Annotated in this window: 27 protein-coding genes, 1 riboswitch and 1 other annotated feature; of the genes, 12 read left to right on the top strand and 15 right to left on the bottom strand. The window is 46.9% G+C overall.

Features of this window, described 5'->3' with window-relative positions:
- Nucleotides 1–36: 36 nt before the first annotated feature.
- Together L9P36_RS04040 and L9P36_RS04035 are read right to left on the bottom strand one after the other, a co-directional pair.
- Nucleotides 37–933, bottom strand: coding sequence for a tetratricopeptide repeat protein (locus tag L9P36_RS04040; RefSeq protein WP_237467853.1), 897 nt, complete (start codon nt 931–933; stop codon nt 37–39).
- Between the two features lie 73 nt (nt 934–1,006).
- Nucleotides 1,007–3,082: a S9 family peptidase gene (locus L9P36_RS04035; protein WP_237465150.1), complete on the bottom strand. Its 2,076-nt coding sequence runs from the start codon at nt 3,080–3,082 to the stop codon at nt 1,007–1,009.
- Nucleotides 3,083–3,222: 140 nt separating this feature from the next.
- On the opposite strand from L9P36_RS04035, the gene L9P36_RS04030 reads away from it, so the two are divergent.
- The 11 genes from L9P36_RS04030 (at nt 3,223) to hisIE (ending at nt 12,252) form a co-directional block, all read left to right on the top strand.
- Entirely contained in the window at nt 3,223–3,777 is a 555-nt protein-coding gene (locus tag L9P36_RS04030; protein ID WP_237465147.1) for a septation protein A, read from the top strand.
- A gap of 12 nt (nt 3,778–3,789) precedes the next feature.
- Nucleotides 3,790–4,194, top strand: coding sequence for an acyl-CoA thioester hydrolase YciA (gene yciA, locus L9P36_RS04025; RefSeq protein ID WP_435532727.1), 405 nt, complete (start codon nt 3,790–3,792; stop codon nt 4,192–4,194).
- 32 nt (nt 4,195–4,226) lie between these two features.
- Nucleotides 4,227–4,523: a YciI family protein gene (locus tag L9P36_RS04020; RefSeq protein WP_237465145.1), complete on the top strand. Its 297-nt coding sequence runs from the start codon at nt 4,227–4,229 to the stop codon at nt 4,521–4,523.
- 363 nt (nt 4,524–4,886) lie between these two features.
- Nucleotides 4,887–5,017 (top strand) — a sequence feature (His leader region).
- A 23-nt stretch (nt 5,018–5,040) separates the two neighbouring features.
- On the top strand, nt 5,041–5,937 hold the full coding sequence (gene hisG / locus L9P36_RS04015; RefSeq protein WP_237465143.1) for an ATP phosphoribosyltransferase: 897 nt from the start codon (nt 5,041–5,043) through the stop codon (nt 5,935–5,937).
- A 32-nt stretch (nt 5,938–5,969) separates the two neighbouring features.
- Nucleotides 5,970–7,283, top strand: a complete 1,314-nt coding sequence (hisD, locus tag L9P36_RS04010) for a histidinol dehydrogenase (protein WP_237467851.1) — start codon at nt 5,970–5,972, stop codon at nt 7,281–7,283.
- A 2-nt stretch (nt 7,284–7,285) separates the two neighbouring features.
- Entirely contained in the window at nt 7,286–8,341 is a 1,056-nt protein-coding gene (gene hisC, locus L9P36_RS04005) for a histidinol-phosphate transaminase (protein ID WP_237467850.1), read from the top strand.
- Between the two features lie 89 nt (nt 8,342–8,430).
- Nucleotides 8,431–9,507: a bifunctional histidinol-phosphatase/imidazoleglycerol-phosphate dehydratase HisB gene (hisB, locus tag L9P36_RS04000; RefSeq protein ID WP_237465141.1), complete on the top strand. Its 1,077-nt coding sequence runs from the start codon at nt 8,431–8,433 to the stop codon at nt 9,505–9,507.
- Complete coding sequence (gene hisH / locus L9P36_RS03995) at nt 9,507–10,127, top strand: imidazole glycerol phosphate synthase subunit HisH (RefSeq protein WP_237465139.1); 621 nt, start codon at nt 9,507–9,509, stop codon at nt 10,125–10,127. Before hisB ends, hisH begins: the two co-directional genes overlap by 1 nt.
- 9 nt (nt 10,128–10,136) lie before the next feature.
- Complete coding sequence (hisA, locus tag L9P36_RS03990; protein ID WP_237465137.1) at nt 10,137–10,874, top strand: 1-(5-phosphoribosyl)-5-[(5-phosphoribosylamino)methylideneamino]imidazole-4-carboxamide isomerase; 738 nt, start codon at nt 10,137–10,139, stop codon at nt 10,872–10,874.
- Nucleotides 10,856–11,629 (top strand): imidazole glycerol phosphate synthase subunit HisF, encoded by a 774-nt coding sequence (hisF, locus tag L9P36_RS03985; RefSeq protein ID WP_237465135.1) that lies wholly within the window; start codon nt 10,856–10,858, stop codon nt 11,627–11,629. Before hisA ends, hisF begins: the two co-directional genes overlap by 19 nt.
- On the top strand, nt 11,626–12,252 hold the full coding sequence (gene hisIE / locus L9P36_RS03980; protein WP_237465133.1) for a bifunctional phosphoribosyl-AMP cyclohydrolase/phosphoribosyl-ATP diphosphatase HisIE: 627 nt from the start codon (nt 11,626–11,628) through the stop codon (nt 12,250–12,252). Before hisF ends, hisIE begins: the two co-directional genes overlap by 4 nt.
- A 97-nt stretch (nt 12,253–12,349) precedes the next feature.
- On the opposite strand, the gene L9P36_RS03975 is transcribed toward hisIE, so the two are convergent.
- Together L9P36_RS03975 and L9P36_RS03970 are read right to left on the bottom strand one after the other, a co-directional pair.
- Nucleotides 12,350–12,931: a thymidine kinase gene (locus L9P36_RS03975; protein WP_237465131.1), complete on the bottom strand. Its 582-nt coding sequence runs from the start codon at nt 12,929–12,931 to the stop codon at nt 12,350–12,352.
- A 58-nt stretch (nt 12,932–12,989) separates the two neighbouring features.
- A complete protein-coding gene (locus L9P36_RS03970) occupies nt 12,990–14,597 on the bottom strand; it encodes a Na+/H+ antiporter NhaC family protein (protein ID WP_435532760.1) in 1,608 nt (535 codons plus the stop codon).
- An 86-nt stretch (nt 14,598–14,683) separates the two neighbouring features.
- A riboswitch (Lysine riboswitch) is annotated at nt 14,684–14,859 on the bottom strand.
- Nucleotides 14,860–15,217: 358 nt separating this feature from the next.
- Between L9P36_RS03970 and L9P36_RS03965 the strand changes: the two genes are divergently transcribed.
- Nucleotides 15,218–15,613, top strand: coding sequence for an H-NS family histone-like protein (locus tag L9P36_RS03965; protein WP_237465128.1), 396 nt, complete (start codon nt 15,218–15,220; stop codon nt 15,611–15,613).
- Nucleotides 15,614–15,658: 45 nt separating this feature from the next.
- On the opposite strand, the gene galU is transcribed toward L9P36_RS03965, so the two are convergent.
- From galU to L9P36_RS03910, 11 genes are all read right to left on the bottom strand, one after another.
- A complete protein-coding gene (galU, locus tag L9P36_RS03960) occupies nt 15,659–16,552 on the bottom strand; it encodes a UTP--glucose-1-phosphate uridylyltransferase GalU (protein ID WP_237465126.1) in 894 nt (297 codons plus the stop codon).
- A gap of 10 nt (nt 16,553–16,562) precedes the next feature.
- Complete coding sequence (locus tag L9P36_RS03955) at nt 16,563–18,407, bottom strand: polysaccharide biosynthesis protein (protein WP_435532759.1); 1,845 nt, start codon at nt 18,405–18,407, stop codon at nt 16,563–16,565.
- 148 nt (nt 18,408–18,555) lie between these two features.
- A complete protein-coding gene (gene nqrM, locus L9P36_RS03950; protein ID WP_237465122.1) occupies nt 18,556–18,777 on the bottom strand; it encodes a (Na+)-NQR maturation NqrM in 222 nt (73 codons plus the stop codon).
- Nucleotides 18,777–19,817, bottom strand: coding sequence for an FAD:protein FMN transferase (locus tag L9P36_RS03945; protein ID WP_237465120.1), 1,041 nt, complete (start codon nt 19,815–19,817; stop codon nt 18,777–18,779). The genes nqrM and L9P36_RS03945 overlap by 1 nt, the downstream gene beginning before the upstream one ends.
- Nucleotides 19,818–19,890: 73 nt before the next feature.
- Nucleotides 19,891–21,117: an NADH:ubiquinone reductase (Na(+)-transporting) subunit F gene (gene nqrF, locus L9P36_RS03940; RefSeq protein ID WP_237465118.1), complete on the bottom strand. Its 1,227-nt coding sequence runs from the start codon at nt 21,115–21,117 to the stop codon at nt 19,891–19,893.
- A gap of 33 nt (nt 21,118–21,150) precedes the next feature.
- Nucleotides 21,151–21,747, bottom strand: a complete 597-nt coding sequence (gene nqrE / locus L9P36_RS03935) for an NADH:ubiquinone reductase (Na(+)-transporting) subunit E (protein WP_237465116.1) — start codon at nt 21,745–21,747, stop codon at nt 21,151–21,153.
- A 6-nt stretch (nt 21,748–21,753) separates the two neighbouring features.
- Nucleotides 21,754–22,386, bottom strand: a complete 633-nt coding sequence (locus tag L9P36_RS03930) for an NADH:ubiquinone reductase (Na(+)-transporting) subunit D (RefSeq protein WP_237465114.1) — start codon at nt 22,384–22,386, stop codon at nt 21,754–21,756.
- Nucleotides 22,379–23,173, bottom strand: coding sequence for a Na(+)-translocating NADH-quinone reductase subunit C (locus L9P36_RS03925; protein WP_237465111.1), 795 nt, complete (start codon nt 23,171–23,173; stop codon nt 22,379–22,381). Before L9P36_RS03925 ends, L9P36_RS03930 begins: the two co-directional genes overlap by 8 nt.
- Nucleotides 23,160–24,407, bottom strand: a complete 1,248-nt coding sequence (locus L9P36_RS03920; RefSeq protein WP_237465109.1) for an NADH:ubiquinone reductase (Na(+)-transporting) subunit B — start codon at nt 24,405–24,407, stop codon at nt 23,160–23,162. Before L9P36_RS03920 ends, L9P36_RS03925 begins: the two co-directional genes overlap by 14 nt.
- A 2-nt stretch (nt 24,408–24,409) precedes the next feature.
- A complete protein-coding gene (locus tag L9P36_RS03915) occupies nt 24,410–25,750 on the bottom strand; it encodes a Na(+)-translocating NADH-quinone reductase subunit A (protein ID WP_237465107.1) in 1,341 nt (446 codons plus the stop codon).
- A gap of 575 nt (nt 25,751–26,325) precedes the next feature.
- Nucleotides 26,326–26,646 (bottom strand): BolA family protein, encoded by a 321-nt coding sequence (locus L9P36_RS03910; RefSeq protein ID WP_237465105.1) that lies wholly within the window; start codon nt 26,644–26,646, stop codon nt 26,326–26,328.
- Nucleotides 26,647–26,707: the final 61 nt, after the last annotated feature.

Raw genomic sequence — 26,707 nt, 5'->3', positions numbered from 1 at the left:
CGGGATTTTTTATATGAACAATGGCTGATTTTAGCGCTATTTCGTCACCGAAATATCAGGAACAGGGCAGCGCAACAAATCATCTTGGCAAGCCTGTAATATCGCTTTTCCTTGTTGGATTTCAGCGGGCTTAAGCTCACAGGAAAGATCCTTAAGCTCCGCGATAGCCGGTGCAAAGTGCTGCTGCGCAGACAAACTCAACCATGTGTAAGCCAATGCGCCATTGGGGTCTACGCCATAACCGCACAGATAACTAATCCCTAAATTATGCTGCGCCATATAGTCGCCCTGTGCTGCCGCCTGACCAAACCAATAGGCCGCTTTGCCATAATTGTCGACCTGCTTTTGCACGCGATATAAGGTTGCCAGATTATTTTGAGAAATGGCCAAGCCCTGCTCAGCCGCAATCAGATACCAATTAGCCGCAGTTTGTGGATTTTTCGTCACCCCCAAACCTTCTTGGTACAAATAGCCGATATTATTGATCGCCATCAGGTGACCTTGGCGCGCCGCTTTGTAATACCAGTTCATCGCTTGTTGATAATTTTGCATCGGTTTAGGCGCGTCGTGATATAGCAATCCCAGATGATACTGCGCGTCCAACTGCTGCTGTTTGGCCGCTTTTAGATACCAAGTTTCTGCTTTTTCTAAATCAACAGGAACGCCATTGCCGCGCTGATGCATCAGTGCATAATAGAACTGCGCATTGGCGTCCCCTTGCTCAGCTAAGATACGAAACAGAGGTAACGCCTTGGTAAACGCTTGCTGCTCAAAAAATTCAATGGCTTGTTGATAGGCATCACTAGGATTAAGGATATATTCTGGCGCATGGGTCTCTTTTGCCCTTGGGGAATTGGCTGGAGCCTGCAGCGCCCATGCTGAAAGGCTTATGATGGCGCTTAAAAGGGCGCCGAAAAATAGGGTTCGAATCATCACTCACACTCCTTGATTGAGTGATGAAAGAATATCACGAAAAAACAAAAATAATATAAATCATATATTTATATTAAAACTCAGACACCATAGATGCGCGAGTCTGTATTGTTTCTCGCTCAGGATAACGACTTAAAATAAAGGCGTATTGCATCGCCTCTTCGTAGAGATAACTAAAACGACCTGATGCGCCGCTGTGCCCTGCTTCCATCTGCGTATGCAGCAACACAGTCACATTTGAATCAAGACGATCGCGGGCGCGCAAGGCAAACTTTGCCGGCTCCCAATAGGTCACGCGCGGATCCGACAGACCAGCGGTGAGCAATAGATCTGGATAATGCCCATTTGGAATATTGTCATAGGGCGAATAGGCAGCTATCCACTGATAGGCCGCAAGCGTCTGCGGATTGCCCCACTCTTCATATTCCAATTTTGTCAGCGGTAAATCCTCATCCAACATGGTGGTGAGTACATCGACAAAAGGCACTTCAGCCACCACAGCGCGATATAGATTCGGCGCTAAATTAGCCGCAGCCGTCACCAACAAACCACCCGCACTGCCGCCTAATGCAGTGATTCCGTGACGATCGCCGTAGCCTTGCGCCGTTAAATATCGAGCACAGGCATTAAAATCGAGAAAACTATTTTGTTTATACTCAAATTTACCCTGCTCATACCAATGACGCCCCATGGTTGAACCACCACGCACATGGGCAATGGCAAAGATAAAACCGCGATCTACTAAAGACAGCACATTACGATGAAAGTCCGGTTTGATACTCACGCCATAAGCACCATAACCATAGAGCAGCAGTGGCGCCTGCCCATCAATAGCCGTCTGTTGATGATGCAGCACACTCACTGGAATCAAGGTGCCATCATCACTGGCCGCCATCAATCGCGCCACTTGGTATTGGCTGGCATCAAAGTGCGGCACTGGCTCTTGTTTGAGTAAGCGATGCTCGCCGGTCACCAAATCGTACTCATAGATACTGGTCGGCGTGGTAAAGGAAGCGTACACATAACGCAGAGTTAATGTGTCGTAAGCATGGTTTTCACCAATGGCGCAGGTATAGGCGGCCTGCTGAAACGCCAAAGGACGCTCAATTTGATAATCCACCAGCAAGCTAATACCGGGCAGACCATTTTCCATATAACTAATGGCTAAAAAGCGCTTAAAGCAGATAAAACCGGTGATCAAACGCTGATCACTTGGCTCAATCACACACTCCCACACAGCATTGGGATCGGCCACGGGCACGCGATACACACCAAAATTGGCATGATGGCGGTTACTTTGCAGATAAAAGTAACCATCATGATGATCCAAATAATACTCATGACCCGCTTCTCGCGGATACAAACGCTGCGGTTTGCTGTTGATCTCATTGGCATCGAGCCAATAGCACTCGCCACTGACTGCACCACCTGAGTCGATCATCAGGTATTTTTCATCCTGGGTTTTATCCACGGAGACAAAATACTGCCCTTCGCTTTTCTCGCGATAGAGCCAAGGATCATCACAGGCAGGCAGACCCAAAGTATGGGTTTTCACCCCTACAGGGCGATTGTTATCATCAAGTTCGACATAGGCCAGCGTTTGATTGTCATTGAGCCAAGCCAAGGTGACATCCACAGCATCGATGACCACATCCACAGGCACTTTTTGGTCTAAATCGATAAAGCGCAGCTGATAGCGCTCATCGCCCTCAGTATCCACTACATAAGCAAGCCAGCGATGATCTGGGCTGATATCAAAGGCAGCTAAATCAAAATAGCGATGACCTTCGGCGAGTTCATTTTCATCCAAAAAGACTTCCACTGGCGCTTGCTCATCATGAAATAAGCGGCGACAGTGAATGGGATACTCTTTCCCTTCAATATATTGCTGGTAGTAAACAAAACGTCCCCACTGCGCGGGTACGGTTTGTGTCTCTTCGCAGATACGGCTACGCATCTCTTGATAAAGCTGCGCTTGCAACAGCTGAGTATGAGCAAGCACTTGCTTGGTATAGGTATTTTCCGCTTCAAGATGACGACGTACATCGACATCATCGTCCAGATCACGCAGCCAATAATATTCATCTTCACGGGTTATACCGTGCGCGGTGAGTTGGGTGATCTGTTGTTTGGCTTTTGGCGGGATCATAGCAGTCGACTTTTGTGCGTCCTTGAATTGAGTGGATTATAGAGGAAAAATCGGACCAGGATACAACTGCTAACAGTGTAGAGTTGAGTGAAAATACAATTTGAGTAGACTAATGCCAACTTATTAAGAAGGCCTAGCCCATGAAACAACTGATCGACTTTATTCCTCTGATTATCTTCTTTGTGCTGTATAAAACGCACGATATCTATGTTGCCACCATGGCGCTGATTGTTGCGATCCCTTTTCAGATCGCCTTTATGTGGTGGAAATATCGCAAAGTAGAAAAAATGCACCTCATCACCTTTGCCATGGTTGCGGTGTTTGGTGGCTTAACCATCTATCTACAAGATGAAGACTTTATTAAATGGAAAGTGACCATTGTCTATGCGCTGTTTGCCGTGGTACTGCTAGGCTCTCAGTTAATGGGTAAACCTGTTGTCAAAGCGATGCTTGGCAAAGAGATCACCCTACCTGAATTTGTTTGGCGCAATTTAAACTTGGCTTGGACCGGATTTTTCTCTATCTGCGCCGTGCTCAACGTGTATATCGCGTTTCATCTACCGACTGACGTTTGGGTAAATTTCAAGGTCTTTGGCTTGCTCATTGCTACCTTTGTTTTTACCATTCTCTCAGGCGTCTATATGTTTAAATATATGCCTAAAGAAGAAGAGCCTAAAACGCCCGAATCGGAATAAAAGTTCATATTGATGACAGACATTGCCCTCGACAACAGTGTGCCTCGCGGCCAACTATTACTTCGCACCCTCGCCATGCCGGCAGATACCAATGCTGCGGGCGATATTTTTGGTGGATGGATCATGTCCCAGCTTGATTTAGCTGGCGGCGTGCTCGCCAAAGAGATATCCCATGGTCGCATTGTCACCGCCTCAGTAAGCCAGATTCAATTTATCGCGCCAGTGAGCGTCGGTGATGTAGTCTGCTGCTATGGCGATTGCAGCAAAATTGGTAACAGCTCCATGACCATTGACTTAGAAGTTTGGGTCAAACCTGTTCATGCCGACCGCGTTGGTGAGCGCCGTAAAGTATGCAGCGCCATTTTCCACTATGTTGCTGTCGATAAAGATGGCAAACCGCGCCGCGTTCCACGCTAGCGCTTTACTTAATGACTCAAAGGAGATGTACCATGTGGTACGTGATTTTTTCTCAAGATATCGACAACAGCTTGCCATTGCGCCAGCAAGCACGCCCAGCACACCTTGCACGCCTTGAAGCGCTCAAAGCAGAAGACCGTTTGCTTGTTGCTGGCCCAATGCCCGCCATTGACAGTGATAATCCGGGTGAGGCTGGCTTTACGGGCTCAACCGTGATCGCAAAATTTGACTCTCTGAGTGACGCACAAGCTTGGGCAGATGCAGACCCTTATGTCGATGCCGGTGTTTATGCACAGGTCATCGTCAAACCCTTTAAGCAGGTCTTTTAATTTTTCATCGTCATTAGCGATAAAATAAATTGAAAAACGCGCTCAATAGATAGCGCGTTTTTTTATGAAATTAAAATTTAACCCTATCTTTAACTGGCTAAATTTAATTACCGGAATAATCAACTAAAATATATCTAATTCAGTAGCATAACCTGTATTTTCAGCATTCTAATTCAGTTTTGATGCGTCAAATAAAAAGATAAAAAATCATCAAGAATGGGGTTGCATTCTGTACAACACTTGGTTAATTTGAAGCCTCAAGTCTTTTCACAGATGAAAAGCAGCAGTGAAGCAAGCGTGTTCACAACACGCGCCACTAATGGATTTAGTAGGATTAATTATGCGTATTCTCTCAATGGTCATTCATCACCATCATCATCCTGAGTAGTCTTTCGGGAGGATACGTTCTGACTGGAAGATAACAAAGCTTCCGGTGGTATAAAGGACAAACCCAATCGATACCCTTGGAAGCTCTCTTCCAAGGGTTTTTTAATTTAGGGCATAGGGAAATCAACACATGGAAACACAACGCCTGAGAATTGCGATTCAAAAGAAAGGCCGCCTCAGCACCGAATGTAAAGAGTTACTTAAACGCTGCGGTGTGAAAATCAACCTGATGGGTGAGCGCCTTATTGCGCACGCTGAAAATATGCCAATCGACCTTCTTTTGGTTCGTGATGATGATATTCCAGGCCTGATTATGGATGGCGTAGTTGACCTCGGTTTTATCGGCGAAAATGAGCTGGAAGAGGTCTATCTCGATCGCAGGGCGCTTGGCGTCAACAATGACTATGTCAAACTGCGTCGCCTTGATTTTGGTGGCTGTCGCTTGTCCATCGCCATCGACCAAGACTTAGACTATAACGGCCCGCAAGATCTGGCCGGACAGCGCATCGCCACCACCTACCCGCACTTGCTTAAGCGCTATATGGACGAACAAAATATTCCATTTAGCACCTGTATGCTCACCGGCTCAGTGGAAGTTGCACCGCGCGCAGGGTTGGCTGATGCCATTTGTGACCTGGTTTCGACAGGCGCAACCCTAGTGGCCAATGGCCTCAAAGAAGTCGAGACTATCTTTCGCTCTAAAGCCGCGCTGATTCAACGTGCGGGTGAATTTAGCCCAGAGAAAACGCAACTTATCGAGCGCCTGCTCACGCGTATTCAAGGCGTAACACAAGCCAAAGAATCGAAATACATCATGCTGCATGCGCCAACGGATCGCCTTGAAGAGATCATCTCCCTACTACCTGGCAGCGAAGACCCAACCGTACTCACCCTTGCCCACGATAAACAGCGCGTTGCCGTGCACACCGTCAGTGCAGAAAACCTGTTCTGGGAAACCATGGAACAGCTCAAAGCCCTAGGCGCAAGCGCCATTTTGGTGCTGCCAATTGAAAAGATGATGGAGTAAGCATCATGGAAACCACCATTGCCCCAATCTCGATGAAACAAGTTCAATGGCAAGCACTCAATGCCGATGAGCGCCAAGCTGTACTAGCTCGCCCAGCCATTAACCAAGGCGCGTCTATTGAATCGGCGGTCAAAGATGTGATCAGCCAAGTTCGCAACCAAGGTGATGCAGCGCTTAAAGCGCTCACTGCAAAATTTGATCGTGTCAATCTTGAGAGCATTGAACTGCTCCGCACTGAATTGGATGCTGCCGAAGCACGTTTAAGCGATACCATGAAGCACGCGCTGCAAGCCGCCTATGCCAATATTTCTAAATTTCACCAAGCACAAAAACCGAAAGTGGTGCAAGTTGAAACCCAGCCGGGCGTGGTCTGCGAACAAGTAACACGCCCAATTAACCGCGTCGGTCTTTATATTCCGGGCGGCAGTGCGCCACTGCCTTCAACGGTATTGATGCTTGGTATTCCGGCGCAAATCGCCGGTTGTCAGCGCGTGGTGTTGTGCTCGCCACCCCCCATCGCTGATGAAATTTTGTATGTCGCCAAACTTTGCAATATTGATGCGGTTTACCAGCTCGGCGGCGCGCAAGCCATCGCCGCTATGGCCTATGGCACCGACAGCGTCAGCAAAGTGGACAAGATTTTTGGCCCAGGTAACGCCTTCGTAACCGAAGCCAAACGCCAAGTGAGCAATGATTTTTACGGCTCGGCCATTGATATGCCAGCAGGCCCCTCTGAAGTGCTAGTGATTGCCGATGACAAAGCCAATCCTGACTTTATTGCCGCTGACTTGCTCAGCCAAGCCGAGCACGGCCCTGACTCGCAAGTGGTCTTGGTTACCCCAAGTGCAGCGCAATGCAATGCCGTACGTGAAGCCGTGGCGCGTCAACTTGCAACCTTGTCGCGCAACGACATCGCCCGTAAAGCGCTCAGTGAAAGTGTGCTAATTGAAACCGAAAGTCTGGCGCAATGCGTGGCCATCTCCAATCTCTACGGTCCTGAGCACTTGATTGTACAAACCGAAGATCCACGCGCCCTCCTCGTGGATTTAGATAACGCAGGCTCAATCTTCCTTGGTCGCTGGTCGCCAGAGTCCGTGGGTGACTATGCCTCGGGCACCAACCACGTACTGCCAACCTATGGTTATACCCGCACCTACTCCAGCCTTGGTTTGGCTGATTTTAGCAAACGTATGACAGTGCAAGAGCTCAGCCCGCAAGGCTTACTGGCCATTGCAGACACCGTCGCCACCATCGCAGATGCTGAAACGCTCGATGCGCACAAACGCGCAGTAACCATTCGCGTCGAAGCGCTAAAAAATCAAGCGATGCAGGAGATGCCAGCATGAGTATTGAGCAACTTGCCCGTAAAAATGTACAAGCGTTAACCCCCTATTTGTCAGCGCGTCGCCTCGGCGGCAGTGGCGATGTTTGGCTCAATGCCAATGAATCGCCCTTTGTTCACGATTATCAAATCGACTGCGCGCGCCTCAACCGTTATAGCGAATGTCAGCCGCAACCGCTAATTGATGCCTACGCCCAATATGCTGGCGTTCGCAGTGAACAAACCTTGGTCTCGCGCGGTGCCGATGAAGGGATCGAGCTACTGGTGCGCACCTTCTGTGAGGCCGGCGAAAAAATTCTCTATTGCCCGCCGACCTATGGCATGTATCGCATCTGCGCTGAAACCGCTGGCATTGGTGAAGTAGTGATACCACTCACCGATGATTGGCAACTCGATGAAAGCGCTATTTTGGCAAACCTTGATCAGGTCAAACTGGTTTTTATCTGCTCGCCCAATAACCCAACGGGCAACCTGATTGATCGCGCAGCGATTGAGCGCATATTGCAAGCCTGCGCCAACCAAGCACTGGTGGTAGTGGATGAAGCCTATATCGATTTTTGTCTCGACCAATCCATGGCAACGCTTTTAGATCAATATGACAATCTGGTGATCCTACGCACCCTATCTAAAGCCTTTGCTCTGGCGGGTTTGCGCTGCGGCTTTACCCTCGCCAATCCCAATGTGATTGAGATGCTGCTCAAGGTCATTGCGCCCTATCCCATGCCAGTGCCAGTCACCGATATCGCTTGTCAGGCACTCTCAAGCCAAGGCCTTGCGCGAATGCGCCAAGAGATGCGTACCCTCAATGACAATCGCAACTGGCTCAAGCAAGCGCTAGAAGCGATGCCACAGGCTCGCGTAAATACCGGGATGGGCAACTATCTACTGATCCATTTTGACCAAGGCGACGCACTGTTTGATGCACTCTGGCATCAAGGGATCATTTTGCGCCGCTCACCGGTCAAAGATGCCATTCGCATCAGTATCGGTAATCGCCAAGAATGTGAGCGAACACTCACTGCGATTCAAGGGTTTTATCAAACCCAGTGCGTCAACGCCTAAACAAGTTTTTTTGCTGTTGAAGCAAACATTCAAGGACAGGCTGCAATCATTCGCAGCCTGAATGAAGATGGTTTTCAAGGTATGAAAATATGAGCCAATCTGCACAAAAAATTCTATTTATCGACCGAGATGGCACCCTAATAGAAGAGCCACCGGTTGATTTTCAAGTTGACCGATTTGACAAGCTTGCACTTGAGCCGCAAGTGATCCCAGCACTGTTAGCTTTGCAAAATGCAGGCTATCGCTTAGTGATGGTCACCAACCAAGATGGTTTGGGCACCGACAGCTACCCACAAGCCGATTTTGATGGGCCGCACAATCTGATGATGCAGATTTTTGAGTCGCAAGGTGTGCGTTTTGATGATGTGTTGATCTGTCCGCACTTTGATGGCGACAACTGCAGTTGCCGCAAACCCAAACTGGGCTTGGTCAAAGACTATCTACAGCAAGGTAAAGTGGATTTTCGCCACTCAGCAGTGATTGGTGATCGCCAAACTGACTTACAGCTTGCTGAAAATATGGCCATTCGCGGCATTCAATACAATCGCGATGGCATGGGCTGGCCAGAGATTCTGGCCGACCTCACCACCCAACCTCGCATTGCCTCGGTGCGCCGCACCACCAAGGAAACCGATATCGCCATCACCGTCAATCTCGATGTACCAGGACAAAGCGCGATCAGTACTGGGATCGGATTTTTTGACCACATGCTAGATCAAATCGCCACCCATGGCGGATTTTCTCTCAACTGCCAAGTAAGTGGTGACTTACATATTGATGATCACCACAGCGTTGAAGATACCGCTCTAGCACTCGGTGAGGCGCTCAAACAAGCCTTGGGAGATAAGCGTGGTATTGGCCGTTTTGGCTTTACCCTTCCCATGGATGAATGCTTAGCGCAATGCGCTTTGGATCTCTCAGGTCGAGCTTATCTCGTGTTTGATGCGCCATTTTCGCGTGATGCCATTGGTGAATACGCACTTGAGATGACCCCGCACTTTTTCCGCTCACTAAGCGACGCGCTAGCTTGCACCCTGCATTTGAGTGCCACAGGTAGCAACGATCATCACTTGGTTGAAAGCCTATTTAAATGCTTTGGTCGCACTCTGCGCCAAGCCATTCGCGTTGAGGGCAACGAACTCCCTAGTAGTAAAGGAGTGCTCTAATGACGCAATCTCAAACCAAGGTGGTGATCATTGATACTGGCTGCGCCAATGTTGCTTCAGTGCGCTACGCTGTTGAACGTTTGGGCTATGACGTCACCATCAGCAAAGCACCTGAGGTTGTACTCGCGGCAGATAAGCTGCTATTACCGGGTGTAGGCACCGCCAAAGAAGCGATGAATAACCTTGCTGAGCGCGACTTAATTGAGCTGGTCAAGCGCGTTGAAAAACCGCTGCTCGGGATCTGTTTGGGCATGCAGCTGCTGGGGATGCTCTCAGAAGAGGGAGATAGCCAAGTCACTTGCCTTGAGCTATGCGAAGGTGAAGTACGTAAGATGCAAACCGGTGATTTGCCACTGCCTCACATGGGCTGGAACACAGTGACACCTGTGGATAATCATCCACTCTTTGCAGGTATCCCACCCGAGAGCTATTTCTATTTTGTGCACAGCTACGCCATGCCTGTGGATCCGCGCTACACCATCGCCAGCTGCGATTATGGTCAGCCTTTTAGCGCAGCTGTGGGTCGCAATAATTTTTACGGCGTACAGTTTCACCCTGAGCGCTCTGGCAAAGTGGGCGCTCAACTACTTGCTAACTTTTTATCCCTGTCCTTTGACTGAGGAGTCGACATGATTATTCCTGCACTTGATTTAATCGACGGTAAAGTTGTTCGCCTCTATCAAGGTGACTACGCACAAAAAACCGAATACAGCGCCGATCCTGTGGCGCAATTTAATGCCTACTTTGAAGCTGGCGCAACTTGGCTGCACCTCGTAGATTTAACTGGCGCTAAAGATACCAATGCGCGCCAATTGCCTTTGATTCGTGAAATGCTGGCAAAAACCCCAGCAAAAATTCAAATTGGCGGCGGCATTCGCCACGAGCAAGATGTCAAAGATCTACTCGAGGCTGGCGCTGAACGTGTAGTGATTGGCTCAACCGCCGTTAAATCGCCAGATTTAGTGAAAGGCTGGATTGAAACCTATGGCGCGGAGCGCATTGTGCTGGCCTTGGATATCAATATCACCAAAGAGGGGCACCGCGTGGTGGCCATCTCTGGCTGGCAGCAAGATTCAGGGGTGACCATTGAAACCCTGCTAGAAAACTACCTCACGGTTGGTTTAAAGCATGTGCTATGTACCGATATCTCGCGCGATGGCACGCTCAAGGGCTCTAACGTCGATCTTTATATCGATCTATGCAAAGCCTATCCGCAAATTGAGTTTCAATCTTCCGGCGGTATTGGCGATCTTGAGGATATCAAGGCAGTTGTCGGCACTGGCGTGGCGGGCGTCATCGTTGGCCGCGCGCTACTTGAAGGCAAGTTTACCGCGAAGGAGGCACTGGCATGCTGGCCAAACGCATAATTCCTTGTCTTGATGTACGCGATGGCCAAGTGGTCAAAGGCGTACAATTTCGCAATCACGAAGTTATTGGCGACATCGTACCGCTCGCCGCGCGCTACGCTGAAGAAGGCGCCGATGAGCTGGTCTTTTATGATATCACCGCCTCTAGCGATGGCCGTGTGGTCGACAAAAGCTGGGTGGCTCGCGTTGCCGAAGTGATCGATATTCCATTTTGTGTCGCAGGCGGCATTAAAACCGCAGAGGATGCCCAGCGCATTCTCGCCTTTGGCGCCGATAAGGTGTCCATCAACTCACCCGCCCTGGCCGATCCAACACTCATTACTCGCCTTGCCGACAAATTTGGCGTGCAATGTATTGTGGTGGGCATTGATAGCTATTTTGATGCGCAAACGCAACAATATCAGGTCTATCAATTCACCGGTGACGAAAAGCGCACCCAAGTCACCCAGTGGCAAACGGAAGATTGGATCAAAGAAGTACAAAAGCGCGGCGCGGGTGAAATTGTCCTCAATATGATGAACCAAGATGGCGTGCGTCAAGGCTACGATCTCGTGCAGCTTCAACGCATGCGCAATATCTGTAAAGTACCACTGATCGCCTCTGGCGGCGCAGGGGCTATGCCCCACTTTGCAGACGCTTTTTTACAAACCAATGCTGACGGTGCGCTTGCCGCTTCCGTCTTTCACAAACAGATCATCAATATCGGTGAGCTAAAGTCATATCTACTTGAGCAGGGAGTCACCATTCGCCCATGAGCACACTCAATCAACAAATTAACTGGCGTAAAGTTGACGGGCTGATCCCCGCCATTATTCAACATGCTGTAAGCGGCAAAGTGTTGATGCTGGGTTATATGAGCCCTGAAGCCTTGGAAAAAACTGAGCAAACAAAGTTAGTGACCTTTTTTTCACGCAGCAAAAATCGCCTGTGGACGAAAGGAGAAGCGTCTGGCAATCATCTGCAAGTGCAAAGCATCAGCCTAGATTGCGATCAAGATACCTTGCTGGTACTTGCTATGCCTGTGGGCCCGACCTGCCACACCGGTGTCGAAAGCTGCTTTGATGTGGCGGAGCAGCGCGATGCATCCACCCCGCAGTTGGCCTTTTTGTATCAGCTTGAAACCCTACTTGCCAGCCGTAAAGGCGGCAATGCGAGTACTTCTTACACAGCAAGCCTATTTGCTCGCGGCACCAAGCGTATGGCGCAAAAAGTGGGTGAAGAAGGTGTAGAAGTGGCGCTGGCTGCAACCGTCAATGATCGTGAAGAGCTCGCCAATGAATCGGCCGATCTCATCTATCATTTGTTGGTGCTCCTGCAAGATCAAGAGATGAATCTCGAACAAGTGATTCAGGTACTGCAAGCGCGCCATCAAAAATAAAATTCAATGGCAACGCGCGAAAACAACAAAGGGAGGCATAGCCTCCCTTTTTATCTGATGTTCATCTTATTTTTCATGGGACATCAGCCAATCATGGCTATGCTTGCTCAAGCGCCTCAAAGTAATGTTTGCGGCAAACAGAGACATAACTTTCATTCCCACCAATCACGACTTGCTCGCCATCAGCAATGGCTTTGCCTTCGCCATTTAAGCGGATCACACGGCTGGCTTTGCGACCACAATGACAAATGGTCTTGAGCTCGACCATTTTATCAGCCCAAGCCAGTAAATATTGGCTACCTTCAAAAAGCTCGCCACGAAAATCCGTGCGCAAGCCATAACAAAGTACTGGAATATTAAGCTGATCCACCACCAAGGTAATGGCATGAACCTGTGCCTTAGTTAAAAACTGGGCTTCATCAATTAAAACGCAGTCAATCGCGCTCTGTTGGTGCAAGGATTGAATATCACCAAAGAGGTCACTCTCTGGCGTAAAAAGCTCTGCAGGCGCTTCTAGGCCGATTCGTGAGGCCACTTTACCTTGACCAAAACGATCATCAATCGCTGCGGTCATCACCAGCGGATTCATTCCGCGCTCTTTGTAGTTAAATGCAGATTGCAGCAAGGTGGTCGATTTACCGGCATTCATCGCCGAGTAATAGAAATACAGTTGCGCCAAAGGTGTTCTCTCTTTCTGGGTCTTAAAACAAAGGGCCCTGCTGGGCCCCTTGTTATCATTATGCTTCTTCTAATTCTGGGTGTCTTTTGTTGAAAATCAGCAAGAAGACAATCCAAGCAATAAACAGCACCGTACAGGTCATAAAGCCAGCAAAGGTACTTTCTGTAAAGCCAAGCACACCATAACCGATCATCGAGATAAGTGCGATAGAAAGTGCATAAGGCAACTGCGTCATCACGTGGTCAATGTGGCAGCAACGCGCACCGGTTGAGGACAAAATGGTGGTATCTGAAATTGGTGAGCAGTGGTCACCAAACACAGAGCCAGCAAGTACCGAAGCCAACATTGGCAGTACCATGCTTGCAGTTGTTGGGTCGTTAGCCGCAGATGCCGCCGCCATGCTTCCCGCGATTGGAAGCATCAAACCAAAGGTGCCCCATGACGTCCCCGTTGCAAAAGCCATAAAACCAGACAGTGTGAAGAAAATAAGCGGCATCAGTGCAATACCTACTTTATGTTCCATCACCAAACCAGACAGATAAGCACCGGTTTGTAGGTTATCGATCACTGTACTGATACTCCATGCAAACAGAAGAATCAAAATCGCACCAAACATAGATTTGGTACCCATGCTAATGGCATGCACCAATTCTGCGCGAGGTAGACGCTGGCGAAGTGGACCCACAAGCGCCGCCAATACACCGATGATACCGCTATATAGAAGAGAATCTGTCACTGAGGTATTTTCAAATGCACCCAATACAGTAAATGCGCGACCATCCGCAGCCATTGCCTGCGCGCCAGTCCACATCATGGCACCAATGGTTGCAATCACAAGAACCACAACAGGCATCACCAAATCAGCAACATGACCTTGGCTACTCTCTTTAATTTCAATCTCTTCTTGATTTTTACCTTCCTGCGCTTCAACAGGAGTCCCTTGTAGTGCTAAACGCTCATGACGACGCATTGGACCAATATCAATTTGGAACCAAGCCACAGCAAGCACCATTAATAATGCGAAAATGGCATAAAAGTTCATTGGAATCATGGTCACAAAAGTGCCTAACGGACTAGACTCATGAATGTGGTTTTTTTCAAGAATGTCTGCGATTTGCGTAATAATATAGGCACCCCAACTTGATGCAGGCATAATTACACACATTGGTGCTGCTGTTGAATCAAGAATATAGGCAAGTTTCGCACGAGAAACTTTAAATTGATCTGTTACAGGACGAGAAATTGCACCGACAGCAAGACTATTAAAATAGTCATCAATAAAAATGAAAACGCCCAAAAGAGCAGACATCATTTTCGCGCCGCGACGGTTTTTAATTTTACGTTGAGCCCACTGTGCAAATGCGCGTGTACCACCAGAAAGGGTCATTAATGCAGTCATCACGCCAAGGCAGATAAGGAAAATGAGGATGGAAACTTTATCGCTCCAAAATGTATTTCCGCCATCAACGTTCACAAACAACGCGCTGGTAATATGATCGAGATATTTAAATGCGCCCCAAAGGTCACCTTCGGCATAAAAATATGCACCACAGAGAATGCCGACGCCCAAAGAAAGCAGCACCCGACGGGTAAATAGAACTAGGATTAACGCCACGACTGGCGGGATCACAGAGTAAACTGTGTTGATATATTCGTGAGTGGAAATGTCCATGATCTCTCGTACAACCTATTTGGTTGGAGATCTACTGTTTCCATATGACATGGATAGATGAGAAAACCCCAATTGGGACCCCCAACAGTAGCGCTCCATAGTGAATGTTGACTATGGCAGTGTCGTTCCTATTAAAAACGACCCCAGCCTACAAAGATGACGCTTTATAGACTTCGGCACGGGCTCCTTTCAATTTGGGTCATCGGTGGTCAACCTCGCCAAACCTACTGATAGACAGTGCGCCTCTACCTGGATTAGGTGCAGCCAATTCTAATGACAAAGCTCACATTTGCAACCATTTCTTTTTGAAGAATGTAACATTATAGGTGTTTTTTTGTGCAAACACGGTTCGACATTTGCTCGAATCGAACTTGAACTTCGTCGCAATAAATTTTGCAGCATTTCTGATAGATTTAATTTTAACCGTAAAGTCTCTCCCAACATCATATTCACTGCAAAAAAAAGATGTTGAAAATTAACCCTATCTGAACATTATCATTTGTTTTCTTTTATTTTAAAAAAAGCGCTGCTAGAATTTAAATCGAAATAACTAATATCCCTGTATCAGGGGTATTCCCCCTGATTCATAGGAAAATAAAATAGGATTAATAACTATGTCTGAAGCAATTAAGGTTCTACTTAACCTACGTTCTTTGCGTGCGCAAACTCGTGATCTATCACTTGAACAATTGGTTGAGGCACAAGAGAAATTAACGCTTGTTATTGCAGAACGTGAAGAGTCTGAAGCAGCAGAGCGCGAAGCAAATGCAGAACGCCTTGCTAAACTAGAACAATATCGTGAAATGCTTTTAAAAGATGGCATCAACCCAGAAGAGCTTTTCTCTGAGTCTGCGCCAAAAGCCAAAGGTAAACGCGCACCACGTCCAGCAAAATACAAATTCATCGATGAAAACGGTGAAGAGAAAACTTGGACTGGCCAAGGCCGTACCCCATCAGCACTTAAAGAAAAATTGGATGCTGGCGCGAATCTAGATGATTTCTTAATCTAATCGCCCTCACTAAATTAAAAAGGCTTCCAAATGGAAGCCTTTTTATTAAGCATTTAACGACTTCAAATAGGTTTGTAGCCGATCTTTTACTTCATCATGGCGCAATGCATAATCGATAAAGGCTTTCACATAACCAAACTTACTGCCGCAATCATGACTCACCCCTTTCATGTGATAAGCATTTACAGGCGCTTCAGCCATGAGCATATCAATCGCATCGGTAAGCTGAATTTCATCACCAGCACCCGGAGGTGTTTTTGCTAGTAGTGGCCAGATTTTCTCTGAAAGCACATAACGACCGACAATCGCTAAATTAGATGGTGCCTCTTCTGCATTTGGCTTTTCAACCGTCGCCACCATGGGTGCTGATTCGCCTGGCGATAATTCGGCGCCATGAATATCTACAACACCATATTGGTGAACAAGTGCTTGCGCAACAGGCTCAACCAAAATCTGGCTATGCCCAGTATCCTGATAAAGTGCAGCCATCTGCGCCAAATTATCTTTTTGCAAATCACAGGAAGCATCATCGAGCAAGACATCTGGCAAGACCACCGCAAATGGCTCATCACCCACTAAAGGTTTCGCGCACAAAATCGCATGACCAAGTCCCTTAGCATGCCCCTGGCGCACATGCATGATGGTGACATCCGCAGGGCAAATCGCTTGCACTTCATCAAGTAATTGGCGTTTTACACGCTTTTCAAGCGTTGCTTCCAGTTCAAAAGAGGTATCAAAGTGGTTTTCAATGGAATTTTTAGACGCATGGGTCACCAAAATAATTTCTTTGATCCCTGCGGCAATACATTCATTGACCACATATTGAATCAACGGCTTATCCACAATCGGCAACATCTCTTTGGGAATTGCCTTTGTAGCGGGCAACATTCGAGTCCCAAGACCTGCCACTGGAATCACTGCTTTTCGAATTTGTTTCATCAAATTTATCTCAACTTCTTGCAGACTTGATCTCGACAATATTATTTTGCCAAAGCCAATCTACAATTTTTTGGTCTGCACAATAACCCGTTGGCGCCAATGCCAACAGACGACGTATTTCAACTGAATCTTCACAGCGGCAAGCCAAATAAATGTTCTTAAGTAATGGTTCTAGTTGTTCAAGCGCTAGCATGGGTTCGTGCGCGCGTTTGATTTGTGGATGCATGGTTGTTGTTTCATGTTCACCCACGAGCAATTCTTCATATAACTTCTCGCCTGGCCGCAATCCCGTAAATTGGATCTCCACATCGCCATAGGGGTGGTCGGCATCTTTAATGTCCAAACCAGACAAAGACACCAAGTTTTTAGCCAAATCGACAATTTTTACCGGTTCACCCATATCTAACACAAAGACATCACCACCTTCTCCCATAGCGCCAGCCTGAATTACCAACTGAGCAGCCTCAGGAATTGTCATAAAATAACGAATAATCTCAGGGTGTGTGACGGTAATTGGACCACCATTTTGAATCTGCTGTTTAAAAAGTGGGATGACTGAGCCAGATGAACCCAGCACATTACCAAAGCGCACCATGGTAAAACGCGTCTTTGACTGCTCAGCTGATTTAGCCTGTAACACCAATTCAGCCATGCGCTTACTAGCCCCCATGGCATTGGTCGGCCGAACCGCTTTATCTGTTGAAATCAGAACAAAAGTTTTCACTGCGGCTTCAATAGCCGCATCGGCGCAAGACTGTGTCCCGAATAAATTATTCAGCACACCTTGACTCATATTCTGTTCGACCAAAGGGACATGCTTATAAGCTGCCGCATGATAGAGCGTATCTATGGCAAAGTGCTTCATCACGGAAGTCAATCGCGCTTGATCTTGTACCGAACCCAAAATAGAAATGACTTCACAACTTGCTATGGCACTGAGCTCTTTTTCTATTTGATATAAAGCAAATTCATTCAACTCAAATAATACGATTTGCTGCGGGTTTTGTTTAATAATTTGTCGACATAGCTCAGAACCAATTGATCCGCCAGCCCCAGTGACCATCACATTCAATGAACGAATATTCGCCGTCAGCAATGCGTGATGCGCATCAACACTATGACGCCCAAGAAGATCATCAATAGCGACATCTTTAAGCTCATCGAATTTAATCTCCCCAGTAGCGACTGCATTGATATCAGGAATGGATAATACTTCGAGTTTATGTGGCATTAATGAACGTACGATGACCTTCCGCTCATTTTTCGAACCACTGGACAGCGCTACAAAAACATGTGTAAGTTGATACTTTTTAATCATGCGTTCAAGTTGATTGGGTGAATAGACCTTCAGTCCTTGAACTGTTTTGCCTTGTAAGTTGGCATCATCATCAATATAAGCAACTGGTGTATACATTTCACCTTGCTTTAGGATTGCAGCAAGTTGACGACCACATCGCCCCGCACCATAAATAAGTGCTTTCTTTGAGCAACTATGAATCAATGAATGATGTAAATGCCGTAACCATACGCGAATGCTCACGACAAGACAGAATAAAAAGGCGCTGTAAATAATCGGCACTGTCCGCGGCAGCATTTCTCGAAAGTAATATGACAATAGCGTTATTGTTACGGCTGAAAATAAAACACCAGCAAGCATTAATTTCCCCAAATCAACGCCTGCATATCGCAATACAGTCCGATATAAACCCAAGCAATGAAATGCAATGAGAGTCATCGCTGCTGTCGCACTACAAACCCATATATTAATATTTGAAAGCGTTTCAGCAAAATCCCCCAAACGTGCATAATATGCGCAAATATAGGCAAAAATAATAAATACCGCGTCACTTGCCATACTTAAAATGATTTTTTGGTTCCGCGAGAGACTAAATAGCCAAGAAGTTAGATTTTTCAACGGTTTGGTATCCGTTCTTATCAAAGGTTATTGCTGGTATTCTACGCCAGTCATAAAAAAAACGCAGCGACTAGCGCTGCGTTTTTCATTAAAGAATGCGATCCTTCTGCCATTGTTCTTCTTGTTTGGCTTTCGCTTCTCGCGCTTTGCGCGCATCACAGGGCTCTGGGCAATCACACTCTTTCTCAATGCCAACAGAGCCAAGACCGCCACAACTACCATGAATCGACTTACGTTGAATCACATAGCCAATTGCCATCGCGGCAATTACCACCACAAAAAATCCAAATGTAATCAGAAAAATCTGCATTATTCGCCCTCAACAGCTAAATAAGGTTTAAATGCACTGGAATAACGGCTTTCAAAGCCATCATCCGTTTTAATAATCATATACACAGCTAGACCTTCTTTCTCGGCAAGTGCGAGACCTTTTTCTGGCCCCATGACCATCAAACCGGTCGCCAAGCCATCCGCTGTCATACAAGATTGATTAATCACGCTCACAGAGACCAGTCTGTGATTGATTGGCATTGCCGTTGCTGGATCGATAGTATGCGAATAGCGGCGGCCATTTTCTTCAAAGTAATTACGATAATCACCTGATGTTGCAATCGCATGATCAGATATAGAAACGATCTGCTGTACTGCTGGCTGCCCTGGTACCGGTTTTTCAATGGCAATACGCCATGGCACACCGGCATCATTCACTCCGCGCGTGCGCACTTCGCCACCAATTTCAACCAAGTAATCCTTGATACCCAAATCATCAAAGTATTCAGCAATCACATCAACACCAAAGCCTTTGGCAATCGAAGACAGATCGACATAAAGATCTGGATTTGTCTTAACTAACTGCGTTGGCGAAACAACATGAAGAAATTGCGTGCCGGTCATTTTACGACGCTCTGCAATCAGTGCCTTACTCGGTACAGTTTCAGGGCGCGCTTCAGGACCAAACCCCCAAAGATTCACCAAAGGTCCCATGGTGACATCCAAAGCACCGCTGGTTAATTTATTCAGGCGCAAAGCTTCGGTAATTACAAATGCAGTATCTTGTGAAACTGTCATTGGCGTATCAGTGCGGCTTTGGTTAAAACGACTGAGTTCTGAGTCTTTGCGATAAGTCGACATTTGATCGTTCACACGCTCAAGACGTAAATCGATCTCATTGAGCAAAAAGTCAGGTTTAAGCTGGCTATCCTGCGGCAAAATCACCTTGATTGAATAGTAAGTGCCCATAGTTGAGCCAGTTAAATGATAGACCTGCTTGTCTTGGCTACATCCTTGCATAACCAACACAAGCAACCCTAGCCCTAACCAAGATACTGCGCGTCGCAATTGAGAATACATAATCTTGTTCCGAAAATTGTACTGATATGAAAAAGGCTGGCCTTAAGGCCAGCCATTTTATTCCGTAATGGGGTTAGCCACCAAAATCATCGAGAAGAATATTTTCTTCTTCTACACCGAGATCTTTGAGCATATTGATCACTGCGGCGTTCATCACTGGCGGACCACACATGTAAAATTCGCAATCCTCTGGCGCTTCATGATCACGCAAGTAGTTTTCATAAAGCACGTTATGGATAAAGCCAGTGTATCCATCCCAGTTATCCTCTGGAAGTGGATCAGACAGCGCACAATGCCAAACAAAGTTGTCATTTTCTGCTTGAAGCATATCGAAATCTTCTACATAGAACATTTCACGCTTCGAACGGGCACCATACCAGAAGCTCATCTTACGTTTTGATTTCAGACGCTTCAGCTGATCGAAAATATGTGAACGCATTGGTGCCATACCAGCACCACCGCCAATGAAGACCATCTCTGCATCAGTTTCTTTCGCAAAGAATTCACCAAATGGACCCGAAATCGTACATTTATCACCCGCTTTCAGTGACCAAATGTAAGAAGACATGATACCTGGTGGTACATCAGGGTTGTTCGGCGGCGGAGTCGCAATACGCACGTTCAACATGATGATGCCTTCTTCTTCTGGGTAGTTCGCCATTGAGTAAGCACGAATCGTCGGTTCATTCACGATTGACTCATAGCGGAACAGATTAAATTTGTCCCAGTCGCCACGGTACTCTTCAGGAATATCAAATTCACTGTATTTCACATGGTGCACAGGCGCTTCAATCTGGATATAACCACCCGCACGGAAAGGTACGGTTTCGCCGGCTGGAATGCGTAGTTTCAACTCTTTGATAAAAGTTGCTTTGTTATCATTGGAGATAACTTCACATTCCCATCGTTTCACACCGAAGATCTCTTCTGGCAACTCAATGTCCATGTCAGTTTTCACATTCACCTGACAGGCTAGACGCTCACCTTCACGGGCTTCACCCTTAGAGATATGGTCCAATTCAGTTGGCAGAATATCACCACCACCTGATTTCACTTTAACGCGGCACTGGCCACATGAGCCACCACCGCCACAAGCTGAAGACACGAAAATGCCAGAGCCAGCAAGAGCAGTAAGCAACTTACCACCCGCACCGGTGGTGATCGCCTTATCTGGATCGCCATTAATGCTAATTGTGATATCACCTGTTGGAACCAATTTGGACTTCGCAAAGAGAATTACCAATACCAAGGCCAAAATGATCAAGGTAAACATCACGACGCCGAGAATAATCGTATTCATTCATTATTCCTTTGTTATTGCGGTTTACCCGACTTACAGTTGAACACCAGAGAAAGACATAAAGCCTAACGCCATCAAACCTGCTGTGATAAAGGTGATTCCTAAACCACGAAGACCTGGAGGGACATCAGCATACTTCAGCTTTTCGCGAATACCTGCCAAAGCAACAATCGCAAGCGTCCAACCAATACCGCTACCCAAGCCATACACCACAGATTCACTGAAGTTATAATCACGTTGCACCATGAAAGATACCGCACCAAAAATCGCACAGTTCACGGTAATCAAAGGTAGGAAGATACCCAACGCGTTATAAAGTGGTGGAAAGAAGCGATCCAGGATCATTTCTAGAATTTGTACCAGAGCTGCAATCACACCAATAAAGGTGATGAAGTTTAAGAAGCTCAGATCCAAACCTGGCATCAAGGCGCCATCTTTCAGAATCAAGTTGTAAATCAAGTTGTTCGCAGGAACGGAAACCATCAATACGACAGTTACTGCGACACCCAAACCCATTGATGTTTTTACTTTCTTAGACACCGCTAGGAAAGTACACATACCAAGGAAGAATGATAATGCTAGGTTCTCAATAAAGATCGAGCGAACCAGCAGGCTAATATAATGTTCCATAGGGCCTTACTCCTTCGCCTCGATTTGAGCCGGTTTCAGTGTACGTAGGATCCAAATAAAGAAACCAATTAGGAAGAACGCTGAAGGCGCCAACAACATCATTCCGTTTGGTTGATACCAACCACCGTCACCAACAAGTGGCAATAGTTTCACACCAAATAGGCTGCCAGAACCCAACAATTCACGGAAAAACGCAACAGTCAGTAGGATAAAACCATAGCCCAAACCGTTACCGATACCATCCATAAATGCAGGAAGCGGCTCAGATTTCATCGCGTAAGCTTCAGCGCGCCCCATCACGATACAGTTGGTAATAATCAAACCAACGAATACCGAAAGCTGCTTGGAAATATCGAATAGATAAGCACGCAGCACTTGGTCTACCACGATAACCAAAGAAGCAATGATCGCCATTTGCACAATGATACGTACACTGTTTGGAATGTGGTTACGAATCATCGATACAAACATGTTTGAAAATGCCGTCACGAAAGTTACCGCGAGCGCCATAACAAACGCAGTTTCCATCTTAGTGGTCACCGCCAATGCAGAACAGATACCCAGCACTTGCAAAGCGATCGGGTTATTGTCCACGAAGGGGCTTACTAAGACTTTTTTAATCTCTTTCATATCAGCCATTGTTCAAGGTCCCCTCACGTAGGTTTTTCAAGAATGGACCAAAGCCATTCTTACCCAACCAAAAATCAAATGAGTGCTGTACACCGTTACTGGTCAAAGTTGCGCCAGAAAGCCCATCGACACCAAATCGATCACCTTTTGGTGCGCCACCTTTCACCACGCGAAGTGCAGGTTGACCATTTTCATCCAACAGTTGTTTGCCCACAAATTGTGCACGCCACTTTGGATTTTCTACTTCACCACCAAGCCCAGGAGTTTCACCTTGCTCGTAGTAAGTAATACCAGAAGCGGTATGGCCATCAGTTTCGATTGCCACAAATGCGTACATCATGGACCACAAACCATTGCCATGAATAGGCAGCACGTAGTTCACGATTTTGCCCTGCGCATCTTTCACCAAATACACTTTAGCGATGTTTGCACGGCGAATAATTTTCGCGAAATCTTGCTCTGGTTCAATCTTAATAGACTGTGCTGGATCTTTTGCTGCGGCGCGCTGGTTATAGCTTGCGGCATCTTGACCTTCAGGGGTTTGCTCAATGTATTGGCCGGTTTTTAGATCAACCAATTTTGGCTCAATATACTGTGCATAGGTTGCACTAATATCGGTGCCTTCTTTCAACAAACCAGCAACCGCTAGAATGTTTTTCTGCACATCCAATACCGCATTTTGTTGCTGTTTTGGACGCAACTGTACTGCTGCAGTAGACACCACGATTGAGCACACGATGCTCAACACGATGACCACGAGCAGCGTTTTGCTAATGCTATCGTTACTCTTTGCCATAGCGTGCCAATCTCCGCTTAATGTTGCGTTCTACCACTGCGTGGTCAAATAGAGGTGCAAATAGGTTGGCAAACAGAATTGCCAGCATCATGCCCTCTGGATATGCAGGGTTAACGACGCGAATCATCACTGCCATCGCACCAATCAAAGCGCCGTACCACCACTTACCGGCATTGGTAAATGAAGCAGACACAGGATCAGTTGCCATGAAAATCATACCAAAGGCAAAACCACCCAAAACAAGGTGCCAGTACCAGTGCATGTTAAACATTGGGTTGGTGTCAGAACCAATCACGTTGAACAGCGTTGCAGTTGCAATCATACCGATCATCACGCCAGCAATAATGCGCCATGATGCGATACCCATCGCGACAATCATCAAACCGCCAAGCAAAATGAACAGGGTTGATGTTTCACCAATTGAGCCTGGAATGTTACCGATAAAGGCATCCATCCAAGTGATTGGCTGTTCCGTGATACGGTTGATCACTTCAGCTTGACCACCGTGAGCCCATTGGCTCAATGCAGTCGCACCTGAGTAACCATCAGCCGCAGTCCACACCAAATCACCAGAGATTTGTGCCGGATAGGCAAAGAATAGGAATGCACGACCAGCCAGCGCAGGGTTCATAAAGTTGCGGCCGGTACCGCCAAAGATCTCTTTAGCAACTACCACACCAAAAGTGATACCCAGTGCCGCTTGCCAAAGAGGCAAAGTAGGCGGAACGATCAATGCAAACAGAATCGAGGTCACAAAGAAGCCTTCGTTCACTTCGTGCTTACGCACCATGCAGAACAGAACTTCCCAGAAACCGCCGACAATAAATACCACGGCATAGATTGGCACGAAGTAAGTTGCACCCAGCAGCATTTTGCTGATCCAACCTGCATCAGAGCTCAAGCTACCACCCAAGAATTGGGTGAGCGTGTAATGCCAGTTACCCGCAATAATATCTTGCAGCTGCGCACCTGCATAAAGGTGGTTCAATGCAAGAATTGCTTGGTTACCTGTGTTGTACATGCCCCAGAACATCGCAGGGAAACATGCAAACCACACCATAATCATGATGCGTTTCAAGTCAATGCTGTCACGGATATGTGAACCAGCTTTGGTCACTGTACCTGGGGTATAAAGCACAGTTGCCACTGCTTCATACAGTGCAAACCAACGCTCGTGTTTACCACCTGGTTCAAAGTGATGTTCGATTTTTTCAAGATATGTCTTCAAACCCATGGTTAACCTTCCTTCTCAATGGTCGTCAGGCAATCACGTAACAGCGGGCCAAAGTCATATTTACCTGGGCACACATAGGTACATAGCCCCAAATCTTCTTCGTCTAGCTCTAATACACCAAGACGAACAGCACTATCACAGTCCCCCGAGATGATGTCACGAAGCAGCAGTGTTGGCTCAAGATCAAGTGGCATTACTTTTTCGTAGTTACCGATTGGCACCATGGCGCGTTCGCTACCATTGGTTGAAGTGGTCACAGCAAAGGTTTTACCTTTGAAGAACTGGCTGATAAACGCACGAGTCACAGAGAATTTCTCTTTGCCTGGTGCAATCCAACCCAAGAACTCTTTTTCACGACCCTCATGAAGCACAGAAACCTGCGTATGGTAACGTCCAAGATAGTTATGCGCTTCATCCGCTTCAGTGCCACTGAGCACAGAGCCAGAGATAACACGAACTTCACCAGGAAGAATCTCTTTGTCAGTCAGCTCAGTCAAACACGCACCGATTTGCGTGCGCAGCAGACGAGGCTTGCTCACAACGGGGCCGCCTAATGCAACCACGCGATCGGTGTAAAGCTCACCAGTCAAGAACAACTGACCGAAAGCGATCACATCTTGATAGTTCAAATGCCATACACTGCGTGAGCCGTCAACAGGACGTAAGAAGTGAATGTGAGTACCCACAAGACCGGCTGGATGTGGGCCGTCAAAGACATGCTCTTCAACATTGGCCGCATCAATGCGCGGTAGGCTTGCGCCTTTTTTACAAACGAACACTTTGCCTTCAGTCAGGCGTGCCACGATTTGTAAACCAGCTTTAAATGCATCCGCTTGCTCGTTGATGATCACTTCTGGATTTGCTGCTAATGGATTGCTATCCATCGCAGTCACAAAAATGGCATCTGGCGTTGCATCAATCGCTGGAACCTTGCTAAACGGACGAGTACGTAAAGCTGTCCACATACCAGACTGAACCAATTGATCTACGATCACTTGGCGGTCGAGTTGTGGCAGTTCACTGGCTTGGAATTGGCTAAATGAAACTCGATCATCACCGTTGATTTCGATAACAACCGATTGAAGTACCCGCTTGGCGCCGCGGTTGATAGCAACCACTTTACCGGCAGCTGGCGCCGTGAACATCACACCAGGGTTCTTTTTATCAGTAAAAAGAACTTGGCCTTTTTTCACGACATCGCCCTCACGCACAAGCATGGTAGGACGCATTCCAACATACTCTTCGCCAAGCAAGGCAACGTGTTTGATGGCATGACCATCATCTATTACCTGTGCTGGAGCTCCCGTAATGGGGATATCCAGACCCTTTTTAATTGTAATCATATGCACTTGCACTATTAACGGGAAAGAAACCTTTAAATTGCGCACAAATTAAAGAGCACGACATGACTGCTGTAAATCACTCAGTCGCCGACTCATTAACTTTCTCATAACGTCTTGCGACGTAGCGCTGAGCAATTATCAAGCGCGCAATTCTAACATCTTAAACGCGAGCTGACCACGACAAATCAGCGTCAATAAAGGGGTCGGCGTCTGTTTAGCCATGTTAAACACATGGTTTTTTGACTGAGCAATGAGTACCACACCAACACCTTAAATTTCAAATAGTTAGCGAGCTTCATTTGCGCCACATCACAATCACGCAAACGTTCACATTTTTCCTACAATCGCCCCAAAATAAATGTCATGAAAGCGATTCACCTATTTTTTATGCGTATTTGTTGCGAAAACAATCAAAATGTAACGACATATTTACATTAATTCGTCGCTCTATGATAAACACTGCAACGAAGTGTAAACAGTTACGCAAAACAAAACTGGCAAATCGCTCAAAAGATAGAAATTTTTGACCAAAAAAAAGGCAATTCTGCGACCTGCATATTGCCTCCATGCATCAACTATGTATTGGCGAGATCACCACCGCGACAATTGGGTGTCTGTGGCGCTTGCTGCGCTCTTTCTAACCATTCCGCATTAGTATACGCGCTGATAGCGAGGGCATGAATAGGGTGAACCATCTCATTTTTGAGAAGCTCATGAATCAAACGATGGCGCTGAATTAAACGCATGCCATCAAAGTGTTCACTGACCACAATCAGTTTAAAATGCGTTTCCGCATCACGTGGACCGCGATGAAGATGGCTTTCATTTCGCAACTCTAAATGTGTTGGTGAGAGCGCCTCTCTCACTTTGCTTTCAATGATCGGCAGAATCGACATGCTTGCTTCCTGGTTATTGATCTAAGTCAAATTCACAGAGCAGCATCCTGCCGCAAAAAGC

Origin of the sequence: Vibrio stylophorae, assembly GCF_921293875.1 — a bacterium.
In the GTDB taxonomy this organism is placed as follows: Bacteria; Pseudomonadota; Gammaproteobacteria; order Enterobacterales; family Vibrionaceae; genus Vibrio_A; species Vibrio_A stylophorae.
This window is presented reverse-complemented; position numbering and strand designations above follow the sequence as displayed.

Coding starts and splice junctions, on each gene's coding strand:
- L9P36_RS04040 (WP_237467853.1), bottom strand. CDS start 933: ATGATTCGAACCCTATTTTTCGGCGCCCTTTTAAGCGCCATCATAAGC.
- L9P36_RS04035 (WP_237465150.1), bottom strand. CDS start 3,082: ATGATCCCGCCAAAAGCCAAACAACAGATCACCCAACTCACCGCGCAC.
- L9P36_RS04030 (WP_237465147.1), top strand. CDS start 3,223: ATGAAACAACTGATCGACTTTATTCCTCTGATTATCTTCTTTGTGCTG.
- yciA (WP_435532727.1), top strand. CDS start 3,790: ATGACAGACATTGCCCTCGACAACAGTGTGCCTCGCGGCCAACTATTA.
- L9P36_RS04020 (WP_237465145.1), top strand. CDS start 4,227: ATGTGGTACGTGATTTTTTCTCAAGATATCGACAACAGCTTGCCATTG.
- hisG (WP_237465143.1), top strand. CDS start 5,041: ATGGAAACACAACGCCTGAGAATTGCGATTCAAAAGAAAGGCCGCCTC.
- hisD (WP_237467851.1), top strand. CDS start 5,970: ATGAAACAAGTTCAATGGCAAGCACTCAATGCCGATGAGCGCCAAGCT.
- hisB (WP_237465141.1), top strand. CDS start 8,431: ATGAGCCAATCTGCACAAAAAATTCTATTTATCGACCGAGATGGCACC.
- hisH (WP_237465139.1), top strand. CDS start 9,507: ATGACGCAATCTCAAACCAAGGTGGTGATCATTGATACTGGCTGCGCC.
- hisA (WP_237465137.1), top strand. CDS start 10,137: ATGATTATTCCTGCACTTGATTTAATCGACGGTAAAGTTGTTCGCCTC.
- hisF (WP_237465135.1), top strand. CDS start 10,856: ATGCTGGCCAAACGCATAATTCCTTGTCTTGATGTACGCGATGGCCAA.
- hisIE (WP_237465133.1), top strand. CDS start 11,626: ATGAGCACACTCAATCAACAAATTAACTGGCGTAAAGTTGACGGGCTG.
- L9P36_RS03965 (WP_237465128.1), top strand. CDS start 15,218: ATGTCTGAAGCAATTAAGGTTCTACTTAACCTACGTTCTTTGCGTGCG.
- galU (WP_237465126.1), bottom strand. CDS start 16,552: ATGAAACAAATTCGAAAAGCAGTGATTCCAGTGGCAGGTCTTGGGACT.
- L9P36_RS03955 (WP_435532759.1), bottom strand. CDS start 18,407: ATGGCAAGTGACGCGGTATTTATTATTTTTGCCTATATTTGCGCATAT.
- nqrM (WP_237465122.1), bottom strand. CDS start 18,777: ATGCAGATTTTTCTGATTACATTTGGATTTTTTGTGGTGGTAATTGCC.
- L9P36_RS03945 (WP_237465120.1), bottom strand. CDS start 19,817: ATGTATTCTCAATTGCGACGCGCAGTATCTTGGTTAGGGCTAGGGTTG.
- nqrF (WP_237465118.1), bottom strand. CDS start 21,117: ATGAATACGATTATTCTCGGCGTCGTGATGTTTACCTTGATCATTTTG.
- nqrE (WP_237465116.1), bottom strand. CDS start 21,747: ATGGAACATTATATTAGCCTGCTGGTTCGCTCGATCTTTATTGAGAAC.
- L9P36_RS03930 (WP_237465114.1), bottom strand. CDS start 22,386: ATGGCTGATATGAAAGAGATTAAAAAAGTCTTAGTAAGCCCCTTCGTG.
- L9P36_RS03925 (WP_237465111.1), bottom strand. CDS start 23,173: ATGGCAAAGAGTAACGATAGCATTAGCAAAACGCTGCTCGTGGTCATC.
- L9P36_RS03920 (WP_237465109.1), bottom strand. CDS start 24,407: ATGGGTTTGAAGACATATCTTGAAAAAATCGAACATCACTTTGAACCA.
- L9P36_RS03915 (WP_237465107.1), bottom strand. CDS start 25,750: ATGATTACAATTAAAAAGGGTCTGGATATCCCCATTACGGGAGCTCCA.
- L9P36_RS03910 (WP_237465105.1), bottom strand. CDS start 26,646: ATGTCGATTCTGCCGATCATTGAAAGCAAAGTGAGAGAGGCGCTCTCA.